The organism is Nocardioides turkmenicus, from assembly GCF_011045035.1.
Classification (GTDB): domain Bacteria; phylum Actinomycetota; class Actinomycetes; order Propionibacteriales; family Nocardioidaceae; genus Nocardioides; species Nocardioides turkmenicus.
Genome location: NZ_JAALAA010000015.1, coordinates 42143 through 56350 on the forward strand (window position 1 = coordinate 42143; position 14208 = coordinate 56350).

A 14208-nucleotide genomic window follows, 5' to 3' on the forward strand; every position below is an offset into this window, starting at 1 on the left:
CGTCAGGTACGTCGGCCGAGACGTCACGGTGGTGACGGCTCGGCCGACGTAGGCGACGCTTCGGCGGCTAGGAGTCGTCCGAGCGCCGCTTGAGATACCGCTCGAACTCCCGGGCGATCGCGTCGCCGGAGGCCTCGGGGAGGTCGGCGGTGTCGCGGGCCTCCTCCAGGGAGCGTACGTAGTCGGAGACGTCCTCGTCCTCCTCGGCGAGGTCGTTGACGCCGCGCTCCCAGGCTCGGGAGTCTTCGGGGAGGTCGCCGAGGGGGATGGAGCACTGCAGCAGGTCCTCGAGCTTGTTGACGATCGCGAGGGTGGCCTTGGGGCAGGGCGGGGCGGCGACGTAGTGGGGGACCGCGGCCCAGTAGGAGACCGCGGGGATGTCGCTCTGGACGCAGGCCTCCTGGATCACGCCGACGATGCCGGTCGGTCCCTCGTAGGAGGGCGAGTCGAGCTTGAGCCGGTCGACGAGATCGGGCTCGGTGGCGGTGCCGGAGACCGGGATCGGGCGGGTGTGCGGCGCGTCGGCGAGGAGCGCGCCGAGAGTGACCACGAGCTGACCGCCGAGGTCGTCGACGCACTCCAGGATCTCGCTGACGAACTGCTTCCAGCGCATGTTGGGCTCGATGCCGCGGATCAGGATGATGTCGCGGTCGAGGTCGGGCGGCGAGCAGACGGCGATCTGGGTGGTGGGCCAGGTGATCGTACGGAACCCGTTCTCGTCGACGCCGGTGGTCGGCCGGTTGACCTGGTAGTCGTAGAAGTCTTCGGGGTCGATCTCGGCCACGACGCGCGCGTGCCAGACGTCCATCAGGTGGTCAACCGTGCCGGAGGCGGCGTCGGCCGCGTCGTTCCATCCCTCGAACGCGGCGATCACCACAGGATCGACCAGGTCGCGGGTCTCTTCGATCTCGATCACGTCTCCACCCTAGTCATGAGCACCAGCCCGACGACGTCGTTCACCCTGCGTACACCTTATGAATTCCCACCTGGTGGACCACGGGTGTCAGGATTCGGAATGAGATGGCGTTGCCCGCACACCTACGCCGTAGCGTGTTTCAGGCAAAGTCCGAGCACACACCAGCCTGCCCCGCCGGGAGAGGAAACCAGAGTGAGTCTGCGCCCTGATGTCACCGAGACCCTGACCGCCACCCTCAAGGAGCGGATCATGGTGCTCGACGGTGCGATGGGCACTGCGATCCAACGCGACCGTCCCGACGAGGCGGGCTATCGCGGCGAGCGGTTCAAGGACTGGCACACCGACCTGATCGGCAACAACGACCTGCTCAACCTGACGCAGCCGCAGATCATCGAGGGCATCCACCGCGAATACCTCGAGGCCGGCGCGGACATCATCGAGACCAACACGTTCAACGCCAACGCGGTCTCGCTGATCGACTACGACATGGTCGACCTCGCCTACGAGCTCAACTTCGAGGCCGCCCGCCTCGCCCGCGCGGCCGCCGACGCCTACTCGACCCCCGAGAAGCCGCGCTACGTCGCCGGCGCGCTCGGCCCGACGTCGCGTACGGCCTCGATCAGCCCCGACGTGAACGACCCCGGCGCCCGCAACATCACCTACGAGCAGCTGCGCGACGCCTACGCCGAGGCGACCCGCGCGCTCCTCGAGGGCGGCTCCGACCTGATCTTCATCGAGACCATCTTCGACACCCTCAACGCCAAGGCCGCGATCTACGGCGTCCAGCAGGTCTTCGAGGAGTACGGCCGCCGCTGGCCCGTCGTCATCTCCGGCACGATCACCGACGCCAGCGGCCGCACCCTGTCCGGGCAGGTCACCGAGGCGTTCTGGGATTCCGTACGCCACGCCGACCCGCTCCTCGTCGGCCTCAACTGTGCGCTCGGCGCCCAGGAGATGCGCCCCTACATCGCCGAGCTCTCCCGGGTCGCGGACGCGTTCGTCTCCTGCTACCCGAACGCCGGCCTGCCGAACGCCTTCGGCGAGTACGACGAGGGTCCGAGCGACACCGCGGGCCACGTCCACGAGTTCGCCACCGCCGGGTTCGTGAACCTGGTCGGCGGCTGCTGCGGCACCACCCCGGCCCACATCGCCGAGATCGCCAAGCAGGTCGAGGGAGTCGCGCCCCGCGACGTGCCGGAGGTCGAACCCGCCCTGCGGCTCTCCGGTCTGGAGCCGTTCACCGTGACCGAGGAGAGCCTCTTCGTCAACGTGGGCGAGCGGACCAACATCACCGGCTCGGCGAAGTTCCGCAACCTGATCAAGGCCGGCGACTACGACACCGCGCTGTCGGTGGCCGCGCAGCAGGTCGAGAACGGCGCCCAGGTCATCGACGTCAACATGGACGAGGGCATGATCGACGGCGTCGCCGCGATGACCCGCTTCTTGACGCTGATCGCCTCCGAGCCCGACATCAGCCGGGTCCCGATCATGATCGACTCCTCCAAGTGGGAGGTCATCGAAGCCGGCCTGAAGCTCGTCCAGGGCAAGCCGATCGTGAACTCGATCTCCCTCAAGGAGGGCGTCGAGGCCTTCGTCGAGCACGCCGAGCTGTGCAAGCGCTACGGCGCCGCCGCCGTCGTGATGGCCTTCGACGAGGACGGCCAGGCCGACTCCTACGAGCGCCGGATCGCGGTCTGCGAGCGGGCCTACCGGATCCTCGTCGACGAGGTCGGATTCGACCCCGAGGACATCATCTTCGACCCCAACGTGTTCGCGGTCGCGACCGGGATCGAGGAGCACGCGACCTACGGCGTCGACTTCATCGAGGCGGTCCGCTGGATCAAGCAGAACCTCCCGGGCGCCAAGGTCTCCGGCGGCATCTCGAACGTGAGCTTCTCCTTCCGCGGCAACAACCCCGTGCGCGAGGCGATCCACGCGGTCTTCCTCTACCACGCGATCGAGGCGGGCCTGGACATGGGCATCGTCAACGCCGGCGCGCTGGTGCCCTACTCCGAGGTCGACCCCGAGCTGCGCGACCGGATCGAGGACGTCGTGCTCAACCGGCGCCCTGACGCCGCCGAGCGGCTGCTGGAGATCGCCTCGAAATACAACAAGGACTCACCCGAGGCGGAGGCGAAGGCCGAGGCCTGGCGCGAGCTGCCGGTCGGCGAGCGGATCACGCACGCGCTGGTCAAGGGCCTGGACGCCTACGTCGAGGCCGACACGGAGGAGCTCCGCGCCGAGATCGCGGCTCGTGGCGGCCGTCCGATCGAGGTCATCGAGGGGCCGCTCATGGACGGCATGAACGTCGTCGGCGACCTGTTCGGCGCCGGCAAGATGTTCCTCCCGCAGGTGGTCAAGAGCGCCCGGGTGATGAAGAAGGCGGTCGCCTACCTGATCCCGTTCATCGAGGCCGAGAAGCAGCCCGGTGATGCCGAGACCAAGAACGGCACCATCGTGATGGCCACGGTCAAGGGCGACGTCCACGACATCGGCAAGAACATCGTGGGCGTGGTGCTGCAGTGCAACAACTACGAGGTGATCGACCTCGGCGTGATGGTGCCGGCGCAGAAGATCCTCGACGCCGCCAAGGAGCACGATGCCGACATCATCGGCCTCTCCGGCCTGATCACGCCGTCGCTCGACGAGATGGTCGGTTTCGCCACCGAGATGCAGCGCGTCGGGCTCGACCTGCCGCTCCTCATCGGCGGGGCCACCACCTCGCGGGCCCACACCGCGGTGAAGATCGACAAGGCCTACGACGGCCCCGTCGTCTGGGTCAAGGACGCCTCCCGCTCGGTGCCGACCGCCGCGGCCCTCCTCGACGCCGGCCGGCGCGAGAAGCTGATGGCCGAGGTCAAGGAGGACTACGACTCGCTGCGCGCGCGGCATGCCGAGCGGAGCGAGCGGGCGTCGCTGACGTACGTCCAGGCGAAGGCCAAGAAGCCGGAGGTCGACTTCTCGACGCTGCCGGCGGCGCCGTCGCAGCCGGGCGTGCACACGCTCCTCGACTACTCGATCGCGGAGCTGCGCGACTACATCGACTGGCAGCCGTTCTTCAACGCCTGGGAGATGAAGGGCCGCTTCCCCGACATCCTCAACAACCCGGCCACCGGGGAGGCGGCGCGCAAGCTCTTCGACGACGCGCAGGAGATGCTCGACAAGATCATCGAGGAGAAGTGGCTCGAGGCGCGCGGCGTCTACGGCCTCTTCCCGGCCAACTCGACCGGTGAGGACGTGGTCGTCTACACCGACGACTCGCGCACCGAGGAGCGGGCGACGCTGTTCCAGCTGCGGCAGCAGGGTCAGCACCGCGAGGGTGTCGCCAACAAGTCACTGGCCGACTACGTCGCTCCCGTCGGCGCCGGCGCGGACCACGTCGGCGCGTTCGCGGTGACCGCCGGCATCGGCCTGCCGGAGCGGGTCATGGCGTTCAAGGACGACCTCGACGACTACTCCGCGATCATGCTGGAGGCCTTGGCCGACCGCCTCGCCGAGGCGTTCGCGGAGCGACTCCACCAGCGCGTACGCACCGAGTTCTGGGGTTACGCCGCCGACGAGCGGGGCGACGGCCAGCTGTCCAACGAGGACCTGATCGCGGAGAAGTACGCCGGCATCCGGCCCGCTCCGGGCTACCCGGCCTGTCCCGACCACACCGAGAAGCAGACCATCTGGTCGCTGCTCGACGTCGAGAAGAACACCGGCATCGAGCTCACCGAGTCGATGGCGATGTGGCCGGGCGCGTCGGTCTCCGGGATCTACTACGGCCACCCCGACTCGCAGTACTTCGTCGTGGGCCGCCTCGGCCAGGACCAGGTCGCCGACTACGCCCGGCGCAAGGGCTGGACGATGGCCGAGGCCGAGCGCTGGCTGTCGCCGAACCTGGGCTACGACCCCGAGGACTGATCTGCCGGGTTGTCCAGCCAGGCCGGCGGGACCTGACCGACGCTGACCACGTTCCAGAAGGCCGTACGCCGCGTCAGGATCGTGACGAGGTGATAGCCGTCCGGGTGGCGGGTGAGCACGCCCGCCACCGGCTCGCCCTCCGGATCCAGGGCAAGCGGGATCACGTGTGCCCAGGTATCGGTGCCGGGATACCAGTAGGCGCCGACCGTCGACGCGTCCCAGGAGCCGAGGGAGGCGTTGGCCTCGGCGACCGCAGGCCGGAGCCGGGTCAGGATCTGCTTGGGCTCCATGCCGGCGCGGTCGGCGTGGTCGTAGGCGATGTGGAGACCGCCGACCGCGGTGATCCGGGCGGCCGGGTCGAAGGCGGGCGGCACCCAGCTCTCCAGCGCCGTCCGGCAGCGCTGGCAGTCGTCGTCGCGGCTCCAGTCGGCGAACTCGACGTCATCGACGGCCAGGTCCTCGCCCCGGCTGGTGACGAGGACCACCCGCAGGCCGTCGTGGTCGCGCAGGGGCAGCGGGTTGTGCTCCAGCTCGTCTCGGAAGTGGAGCAGCGCGGACGCCTCATTGACCCCGACCCGATGGACGACCGCGCTGCGCAGCCCTTGCAGCTGCGCCTTCGGCGACTCCCGGCGCAGCAGCGCGGGATCGACCAGGTCGGCGAGCCACTCGACCAGGTCGACGGTGAGCAGCCGCTCGGCCTCAGCCGGCAGCACGGGGGAGGAGATCGAGAGCCATGCGGGACACCGTAGCCACTAGGCCGTCTCTCCCAAATCCACGCCCGCTACGCGACGTTTCGCATCCGATCTGGCTGCGTTGCCGCCACTCGACAGCCTCCAGGATGCCTTCGCGGCGGACGCCTTGCCAGATCGGCCCGAAACGCCGCTCGCCGCCGCCGTGTCTTTGGGAGACACGGCCTAGGCTCGAGCGGTGCGACACGACGAGCAGTGGGCCCGGGAGCGGTTCGCCGAGGCGCGGGTGGCGCGGCTTGCGACGGCGTCGGCAGACGGCGCGCCGCGGATCGTGCCGATCGTCTTCGCCCTCGCGGACGACGCGATCCTCACCGCCGTCGACCACAAGCCCAAGTCGACCACCCGGCTGCGCCGGCTCGACGACATCACGGCCAACCCGCAGGTGTCGTTGCTGGTCGATGCCTATGACGACGACTGGTCGCAGCTGTGGTGGGCTCGCGCCGACGGTGTCGCGCGTGTGCACGACAGCCACGACCTGGCCCCGCTGGTGGCGAAGTACGCCGATTACCGCGAGCAGCCGCCCGCCGGGCCGGTCATCGTCGTCGAGGTGACTCGGTGGTCCGGCTGGTCCGCCGGCTGAGGCCGAGCCGATCAGCGCGACTGGCGACGGAAGGGACGCAGGATCTCGCCGCTGGCCGAGGGGCCGCGCGAGCGCATCGCCGGGGGAACCGGTGGCTGCATCGGCGCGTGCATCGGGGGAGGAGGCATCGGCGGGGCGGCGCCGGCCCAGGGACCGCGTACGTCCAGGACGGTGGCCCACTGCGACGCGGTGGGGCGGAGCCCGGGAGGGCCGGCGGCCTGGTCCATCAGGCGGGTGAGCGGGCCGACCAGGATGCCGGCCTCGCCGGCGAAGGTCAGGTCGGGCCGGAGGCCGGGCGCGGCGTTGCGGTCACCGGTCAGGACGCGGGCGATGGTGAGCGCCAGCTTGAACCGGTCGCTGTCGGCGGTCGGCGGCCGGCCGACGTTGCTCGGGTCCTCCCAGCCGCGGGTGTCGGCCGGCGGCAGCACGCCGTCCTCGCCGGCCGGCCGGATCCCGTCGCAGTCCAGCAGCATCACCCGGGGCACCGGCGACACCGACCAGGCGATGTTGCGCGGCGAGAGGTCGCCGAGGACGAGGCCCTGACGGTGGAGCGCGTCCATCACCGCGGCCAGCGCCCGCATCAGCAGCACCCGCTCGTAGACACCGGGACTCCGCACATCGCCCGCGTCCACCAGCAGGCCCAGCTCAGCCAGAGCGGTGTTCGGGCCGAACCCGGCCAGGAACGGCTCGTGGATCCGCTGCATGAGGAAGCCCGCCGTACGCAGCCCGTCGAGCACGACCGTGTGCGGCCAGGCGGCGAAGTGGTCCACCTGGAGCCCCTCGCTCTCGATGAGGCCGCGAATGCGCACCAGCTCCGCGAGGGCACGACCGTCCACGAGACCCAGCTCTCGCGTGCGGTAGAGCTTCGCGACCGTCCCGGGATGGTCGGCCAGCTCGATGATGCGGCCCTGCGAGCCCTGGGCGATATGGCGTCCCAGACTCAGGTCGCTGAGCTGGATTTCGTTCACGGAACCTCCGGCACCAGTCGTAGGTAGGCAGATCGTACGTGGCCCGGCGATCCCGTGCCGAGTCGACGGCTCAACTGGTGGCTGCTGAGATGGACACCGCGGTCGATGGCAGCGGCGTACCGTGGTGTGCACAGGACCTGCAGGCGGAGCGAGAAGAGGACAGGTGCCCCCTATTCAGATCGACGAGTCGACCACCCACGGCGACGCGGTCGAGTTCGGCGGCGGGCGGCTGGCGCGTGCGCCGGGGGAGGCGACCGTGGCCGACGCGATGGTCCAGCGGCCGAAGCTCCTCCCGTCGACGGCCACCGTTCTCGACGTACGCGACTTCTTCCGCGACGACCACGTCCATGCGGCGCTCGTCGTCGACGGCGACCGGCTGCTCGCGGTCATCGAGCCGGACGACCTCGAGTCTGACGACCTCGAGGCGGGTGAGGACGGCCCGGCGCGGGCGATGGGTACGCTGCTGGGCCGTACGGTCGCGCCGTACGCCGACCTCTGGACGATCTGGCGGTGGATGACCTCCAACGGGCGCCGACGGATGGCGGTGATCGAGGACGGCCGCTGTGTCGGACTTCTCTGTCTCAAACGCAGCGGCCGAGGCTTCTGCAGCGACGCCGGGGTCCGGGCGAGAGCCCTGGCCCGATGAGCAACCCCGACCCCCCACACGACAGGAGCTGAGATGGGACGAGTGACAGTCGGACGGCCCGTGCTGCGGATCCGCGACGGCGTCGTCGCGCGACGGCCGGACAAGCTGGCCGCCGAGGAGCCGATGGAGATCCGGGTCAACGGCCGGCCGCTGACGGTCACGATGCGCACCCCGGGCGGCGACTTCGACCTGGCCGTCGGCTTCCTGGTCAGCGAGGGCGTCGTGCACTCCGCCGACGATGTCGCGAGCGTCCGCTACTGCGCCGGCGCGACCGCCGACGGCGGCAACACCTACAACGTGGTCGACGTCGGCCTGGCCGCGCACGTCCCGCCGCCCGACGCCTCCCTGGAGCGCAGCTTCTACACGACCTCCTCGTGCGGCCTGTGCGGGAAGGCGTCGCTCGAGGCGGTGCGTACGTCCTCGGCCTGGTCCGTCGCCGACGACACCCTGCGGGTCACACCCGAGCTGCTGACGATCCTGCCGGAGCGCCTGCGGGAGGCGCAGCGCGTCTTCGACAGCACCGGCGGCCTGCACGCCGCGGGCCTGTTCGACGCCGAGGGCAACCTGCTCTGCATTCGCGAGGACGTCGGCCGTCACAACGCCGTCGACAAGGTGATCGGCCACGCGCTGCGCGAGGGCATGGTGCCGCTGCGCAACAGCATGCTGATGGTGAGCGGCCGGGCCTCCTTCGAGCTGGTGCAGAAGGCGGTGATGGCCGGGATCCCGCTGCTCGCCGCGGTCTCCGCCCCGTCCTCCCTCGCCGTCGACCTCGCCGACGACAACGGTCTGACCCTGGTCGGCTTCCTGCGCGGCTCGTCGATGAACGTCTACGCAGGCATCGACCGCATCGAGGCCGTACCCGTCGGCTGAGGGTCGGCCAGTCACAAGGCTCGAATTGAGTACGCCGGCTCAGGCGCGGCTGGTGGGCCCACGACCAGAATTTCTGGCATGTCCACGACCCTGTTGCGCCACCACCTGTTCGCGCCCGCCGCCTCGTGCTTCCTGGGCGTCCTGAGCCTGGCGACGGTGCTCTGCTTCCACTTCCCGGAGCTGCTGACCAGCCGCGAGCTCCGGGCGGTCTACACCGAGGACTTCGCGCGTACGCTCCTCCTGATCGGTCTCGCGGCGGCCTTCTTCGCCGGCACGGTCGCGGTGCTGCGCGACCAGCACAAGCGACTGGCGTTCACCGGTGTCGGCACGGCGACGGTGGCGGTGCTGCTCGGCGGCACCGAGGTGCCGTTCGACGGGCCGGTGAAGGACACGCCGTTCTCGCTCGGCCTGGACTGGTTCGTGCTCGCGCTGTTCTTCTCCGCGCTGGTCTTCATCCCGCTCGAGCACGCCTTCGCCCGCCGCCCGGTGCCGGTCTTCCGGCCCGGCTGGCGCACCGACGCCTGCTACTTCTTCATGAGCCACGTGCTCGTCCAGCTGATCCTGATCCTGGTCACCACCTCGACGTCGCTGGTGGTCTCGACGGTCAAGGTGCCCGGTGTCCAGGTGTGGATCCTGGACCTGCCGTTCGTGGTGGCCTTCCTGCTGGCGGTCTTCCTGGCCGATCTCGCCCAGGCGGTGCTGCACCGCTGCTACCACCGGATCATGGTGCTGTGGCGCTTCCACGCGGTGCACCACTCCAGCCCCGAGCTCGACTGGCTGGCCGGCTCCCGGGTGCACTTCGTCGAGACCGTGCTGACTCGCAGCATCGTGCTGCTGCCGCTGCTGTTCCTCGGCTTCTCGACCTCGGTCGTCAACGCGTACGCGGTCCTGGTGGGCATCCAGGCCGTCGTCGCCCACGCCAACCTCGGCATCCGGTTCGGCTTCCTCGAATACCTGATCGTGCTGCCGCGCTACCACCACTGGCACCACGCCCGGCACGTCGACTACTGGGACCGGAACTACGCCATCCACCTGCCGTTGATCGACATGCTGATGGGCTCCTTCAAGCTGCCTCGCGACGGCAGCTGGCCCGAGGAGTACGGGGTCCTCAAGCGCGAGACCGTCCCGGTCGGGATCCTCGCCCAGCACGTCGCCCCGTTCCTCGGCCAGCGGACCTTCGACGAGTATGTCCGCTGACGGTCATACGCCGACCGCCTGCGGACGGAGCAGCGTGCTCCGTCCGCAGGCGGGTTCGGGGTTCACAGGGTGCGCGGAGCGCGATCGTTCTCGACCCAGTCGACCAGGGCACCCAGCGGGTCGGTCGGCGCGGGCCCGACGCCGGACTGGCAATGCGCGGCGCCGGGGGCGACGAAGACGCGGTAGAAGTCGTCGATGTCGTCGAAGCGCTTCGCGACCTTGGCGTGGTAGCTCAGCGTGTCCGCCAGCGGGACGAGCTGGTCGTCGCCGCCGTGCCAGGTCAGCAGCTTGGCCCCGGCACGACGTAGGCCCGACAGGTCGGTGTCGTCGCTGCCGATGATCTGGTGGTACTCGTCGACCGACTGCGCGAACAGCTCCTCGTAGTCGGCGTAGGTGATCGTGGAGACGTCGAAGGACGGGTCCTTCACGAGCAGGTTCTGCACCCACGACGACGCCACCGGGAACGGTGCCGGGCCGGCCAGGTAGCCGAGGTCGGCGCTGGGGGTGAGGCCGAACCACAGCCGCTTCCCGTCGGCCGCCCGCGGGCCGTCCCAGATCTTCTCGACCACGGCCGCGTCCCGAGCCGAGATGGTCAGCTCCTCGCCGTCGCACAGGACCTTCTCGCCGATCAGCGAGGTGGTGTCGAAGTCACAGGCGATGGGGTCGCCGACGATCCCGTCGGTCACGCCGTCGTCGCCGTCGCAGGCCGTCCTGGCAGCGGCGGTGAACGCGTTGAGCTCGCACAGAGAGAGGTGGTTGTCCTCCTCGTTCATCACGACGTACGGCCACAGGTCGCCGACCGCGAAGCGGTCCCAGGAGATCGCCGGCGCGGCGGCAAGGATCCCGTCGAAGTCGCCCGGGTGCCGCTGGGCCTCCATGTAGCCCTGGCGTCCGCCGGCGGAGCAGCCGTTCCAGTACGAGTGGTGCGCTGCCCGGCCGTAGTGGTCCTTGGTGATCGCCTTGCCGAGGACGGCCAGCTCGTGCGGTCCGCGCTCGGCGAAGTTCTTCAGCACCGTCCAGTTGACGCGTCCGTCGTCGGTGAGGGCCCAGTCGGCGGTGAACCCGGTGGTCGGGGTCGCGCCGGCGTCGGTGGTGCCGACGGCGTACCCGGCCTTGACCGCGTTGGGCAGGCTCGGGCCGAAGTCGCCGCCGAGGTAGCCGCTGCCCCCGAGCGCCTGGAACCGGCCGTTCCAGCCGGTCGCCGGGAGCCAGACCTGGATCAGCTCCTTGTCACCTGCCGACCCGTGGGTGAGGGTCACGTCCACCTGGCAGTAGGGCGGGACGTCGGTGACCGGTGGAGGCGGCTCGGACGCTCCGGGCTGGGGCGGATAGGTCAAGGTGCCGCCGGGCTTCGCGGTGGCACTGACCGACACGATCCGCGCATCGGGCGGCGCCATCAGGCGGGGTTTCTCGCAGGCGTCGGCACTCCGGGGCGTGGCAGCCTCGGACACGGCCGGGGCCGTCTCGGCGGCGGCGCCGGGGTGCACCGCCGTCAGCGCGGCGGCCAGCGGTAGTCCGGCGACCACCAGCAGCAGTCTCTTCATCGTCTCTCCTCGTCATGGGCCCGCTCGGTTCGGGCACACGAGGAGACTTCCGGAACCTAGGCCCGGCCGGCGCCAGGGTGATGCCCTGGGGTGCACCCTGGCCCGTGGCCGGATCACTGGTCGCGCAGGGCCGCGGCCATCTCCCGTCGCGAGGAGATGCCGAGCTTGGTGAAGATCTTGCGCAGGTGCCACTCGACCGTGCGGGGGCTGAGGAACAGCACCGCTCCGATCTCCGGGTTGGTCTGACCCGCGGCGGCCAGACGCGCGATCTGGGCCTCCTGCGCGGTGAGGTCGACCTCGGCGCCCCGCGTACGTGTCCGGGCGACGCCACCCGTCGCCGCGAGCTCACGGGCCGCACGCCCGGCGAACGCCTCGGCACCGATGCTTGCGAACAGCTCGTGCGCTGCCTGGAGCTGCTGACGCCCCTCCGAGCGACGGTTCTCCCGGCGCAGCCACTCGCCCAGCAGGAGCTGGGCCCGTGCGGCGTGGAGGGTCATGCCTGCCGAGGTGAGCTCGTCGATGGCCGTGCGGTAGTGCTTCTCGGCCTCACCGGAGGTGTCGGTCAGCCCTTCGGCGTAGGCCGCCGTGCCGCGCGCCCACGACGAGTCGACGACGGAGGTGCGGGCGACGAGCCGGTCGCGCGCGGCCGAGGCGACGTCGTCCGCGCCGCTGCGTGCCGCCGCCTCGACGACCTCCGCGAGCGCCCACTGCAGCACCGCCAGGTCCTCGAACTCGACGGCCTCCTGAGCCGCCGCGAGCGCCTCGCCGTAGCGACCGAGTCCGTTGCACAGCACCGCCCGGCTGTACGCAGCCACCCCCAGGTTCCAGCCGACGCCGGACGCTCGCGCGTAGCCCACGGCGGCATCGATGGCAGCCGTCGCCTCCTCCTCGCGTCCGCGGTAGGCGGCCAGGATCACCGCGCTCGCGGGATGGGGTGGAGTGCCGACCATCGCACCCAGGGCGTCGGCCTCGTCGAGGATCGCGGCGGCCTCCTCGAAGCGTCCGGCGTGGATGAGGGCGGTGGCGCGGAAGCTCAGCGCGGCCCCCAGCAACGACAGGCGGCCGCTGGTGCGGGCATGTCCCAGCAGATCGGCGGAGCGCGCGAAGTAGGCCTCGGCGTCCCAGACCTCGTGGGTCACCGCACTGGACAGCCACGCCAGGTCGAGATCGTCCTCGATCGCGATCTCCTCGACGATGCCGGCGAGCAGGGCCACGGAGGCGGCGTGACCGTCGAGCACCCAGGTGCTCAGCCCGGTCAGCAGGCGGCCGGTCACATCCTCGCCACGAGGGGCGTCGCGGCCCGCCGACGCTGCGCGGTGCAGGTCGTCGCCGCCTAGCCTTCCGGCGTTGATCGCGGCGGCGATCGCGGCCAGGTAGGTCTCGCGGGAGAGCGCCTCGTCGAGCTCCTCGAGCCGGCCGGCCGCTTCGAGCAGCGGTGGCACGACGGATCGTCCGGAGTTGCGCGCGAACGCCAGTCGGGCGCGCAGACGCTGCACCTGGGCGAGCTGGGCCGGGTCGAGCGGTCCGATCTCGGCTGTGTCGAGAAGCTGCGCGGCCTCCGCGATCGCCCCGGCGGCGAACCGGGCCTCGGCCGCGGCCAGGGCGCGCCCGGCTCGCCTCGCCGGGTCGGTGGTGAGCTCAACCGCCCGCTCGAGGAACGCAGCCGCCGCAGAACGGCCGCCGCGGGCCAGCGCCCGGTCGGCGGACTCCTCCAGCTCCGCGGCGACGGTCTCGTCCGGGCCGATCGCGGCATGGGCGCGGTGCCAGGCCCGGCGGTCGGGATCCTGCGCCGGGTCGGTCACCTGCGCGAGAGCGTGGTGCACCGCTCGGAGGGCGGCGGGTCCAGCCGAGCGGCGGCTGGCCGAGCGGACCAGCGGGTGGCGGAACCGGACCCGGCTCCCGATCGAGATCAGGTCGGCGTCCTCGGCCGGCGCGGCGGCGTCCATGTCGAGCCCGAGTCGCTCGGCCGCCCGCCACAGCAGGGTGACGTCGCCGACCGGCTCGACCGCGGCGGCGAGCAGCAGCGTACGGGTCTGGTCGGGGAGCGTGGCGATGCGTCGCTGGAACCCCTGCTCGACGCGGCTTGCCAGTGGCTTGGCGCTCTGGCCGTCGAACCCGAACGCCAGCTCCGCGGGGGTGAGCCCACGGGGCAGCTCGAGGAGCGCGAGCGGGTTGCCGCGGGTCTCCGAGACGATCTGGTCACGGACCCGGGCGTCGACGGGACCGGGCAGCACGGACTCGAGCAGCAGCCGGGCGTCGGCATCGGACAGGCCTTCGATCCGCAGCTCCGGGAGGTCCGGCAGCAGCTGCTCGTCATCGGGACTGCGGACGCCGAAGACGAGCCCGACCGACTCGGCGTCGAGCCTGCGGGCGACGAACGTGAGGATCACCTCCGACATCCGGTCGAGCCACTGGGCGTCGTCCACGACGCACACCAGCGGCTGGTCGGCCGCGGCCTCCGCCAGCAGCCCCAGCACGGCGAGGCCGAGCACCAGCGCCTCCGGGGGATCGCCCGCGCTGAGCCCGAAGGCGGTCGAGAGCGCCTGGCGCTGTGGGTCGGCGAGCCGGTCGAGGTGGTCCAGCAGAGGAGCGCAGACCTGCTGCAGGCCCGCGTACGCGATCTCCGACTCGGGCTCGACGCCCGCGGCCCGGATCACCCGGCCCCCGGCCCGGTCGGCGACGTAGTCGAGCAGTGCGGTCTTGCCGCTGCCGGCCTCACCACGCAGGACGAGCACGCGGCTCTTGCCTGCCCGAACATCGCGGATCAGCCGATCCAAGGCCTCCTGCTCGGCCTGCCGCCCCCTGAGGGCGGGCATCCCCATCTTCAATCGA

At 70.9% G+C, this 14208-nt stretch carries 10 protein-coding genes; 5 read left to right on the forward strand and 5 right to left on the reverse strand.

Going from position 1 to position 14208, the window contains the following annotated elements:
* Window positions 1-67 precede the first annotated feature (67 nt).
* The gene (locus G5C66_RS17530; protein ID WP_165112249.1) at window positions 68-916 is read right to left on the reverse strand and encodes a PAC2 family protein; all 849 of its coding nucleotides are present in this window, start codon (window positions 914-916) and stop codon (window positions 68-70) included.
* A gap of 192 nt (window positions 917-1108) precedes the next feature.
* On the opposite strand from G5C66_RS17530, the gene metH reads away from it, so the two are divergent.
* The gene (gene metH / locus G5C66_RS17535) at window positions 1109-4822 is read left to right on the forward strand and encodes a methionine synthase (RefSeq protein WP_165112250.1); all 3714 of its coding nucleotides are present in this window, start codon (window positions 1109-1111) and stop codon (window positions 4820-4822) included.
* Here the strand turns inward: metH and G5C66_RS17540 are convergent.
* A complete protein-coding gene (locus tag G5C66_RS17540; protein ID WP_165112251.1) occupies window positions 4804-5535 on the reverse strand; it encodes a hypothetical protein in 732 nt (243 codons plus the stop codon). The two genes, metH and G5C66_RS17540, sit on opposite strands and share 19 nt — an antisense overlap.
* Before the next feature lie 214 nt (window positions 5536-5749).
* On the opposite strand from G5C66_RS17540, the gene G5C66_RS17545 reads away from it, so the two are divergent.
* A complete protein-coding gene (locus G5C66_RS17545) occupies window positions 5750-6151 on the forward strand; it encodes a TIGR03668 family PPOX class F420-dependent oxidoreductase (RefSeq protein ID WP_165112252.1) in 402 nt (133 codons plus the stop codon).
* Between the two features lie 11 nt (window positions 6152-6162).
* Here the strand turns inward: G5C66_RS17545 and G5C66_RS17550 are convergent, their stop codons facing one another.
* Window positions 6163-7119 carry a hypothetical protein gene (locus G5C66_RS17550; RefSeq protein ID WP_165112253.1) on the reverse strand — a complete coding sequence of 319 codons (957 nt, stop codon included), beginning with the start codon at window positions 7117-7119 and terminating at the stop codon, window positions 6163-6165.
* A gap of 163 nt (window positions 7120-7282) precedes the next feature.
* On the opposite strand from G5C66_RS17550, the gene G5C66_RS17555 reads away from it, so the two are divergent.
* The 3 genes from G5C66_RS17555 (at window position 7283) to G5C66_RS17565 (ending at window position 9832) form a co-directional block, all read left to right on the forward strand.
* Entirely contained in the window at window positions 7283-7765 is a 483-nt protein-coding gene (locus G5C66_RS17555; protein WP_165112254.1) for a CBS domain-containing protein, read from the forward strand.
* Window positions 7766-7798: 33 nt separating this feature from the next.
* Window positions 7799-8635 (forward strand): formate dehydrogenase accessory sulfurtransferase FdhD, encoded by an 837-nt coding sequence (gene fdhD, locus G5C66_RS17560; RefSeq protein WP_165112255.1) that lies wholly within the window; start codon window positions 7799-7801, stop codon window positions 8633-8635.
* A gap of 78 nt (window positions 8636-8713) precedes the next feature.
* On the forward strand, window positions 8714-9832 hold the full coding sequence (locus G5C66_RS17565; RefSeq protein WP_165112256.1) for a sterol desaturase family protein: 1119 nt from the start codon (window positions 8714-8716) through the stop codon (window positions 9830-9832).
* 62 nt (window positions 9833-9894) lie between these two features.
* Here the strand turns inward: G5C66_RS17565 and G5C66_RS17570 are convergent, their stop codons facing one another.
* Complete coding sequence (locus tag G5C66_RS17570) at window positions 9895-11376, reverse strand: tannase/feruloyl esterase family alpha/beta hydrolase (protein WP_165112257.1); 1482 nt, start codon at window positions 11374-11376, stop codon at window positions 9895-9897.
* Window positions 11377-11489: 113 nt separating this feature from the next.
* Window positions 11490-14192 (reverse strand): ATP-binding protein, encoded by a 2703-nt coding sequence (locus G5C66_RS17575; protein WP_165112258.1) that lies wholly within the window; start codon window positions 14190-14192, stop codon window positions 11490-11492.
* Window positions 14193-14208: the final 16 nt, after the last annotated feature.

Coding starts and splice junctions, on each gene's coding strand:
- fdhD (WP_165112255.1), top strand. CDS start 7,799: ATGGGACGAGTGACAGTCGGACGGCCCGTGCTGCGGATCCGCGACGGC.
- G5C66_RS17565 (WP_165112256.1), top strand. CDS start 8,714: ATGTCCACGACCCTGTTGCGCCACCACCTGTTCGCGCCCGCCGCCTCG.
- G5C66_RS17570 (WP_165112257.1), bottom strand. CDS start 11,376: ATGAAGAGACTGCTGCTGGTGGTCGCCGGACTACCGCTGGCCGCCGCG.
- G5C66_RS17575 (WP_165112258.1), bottom strand. CDS start 14,192: ATGCCCGCCCTCAGGGGGCGGCAGGCCGAGCAGGAGGCCTTGGATCGG.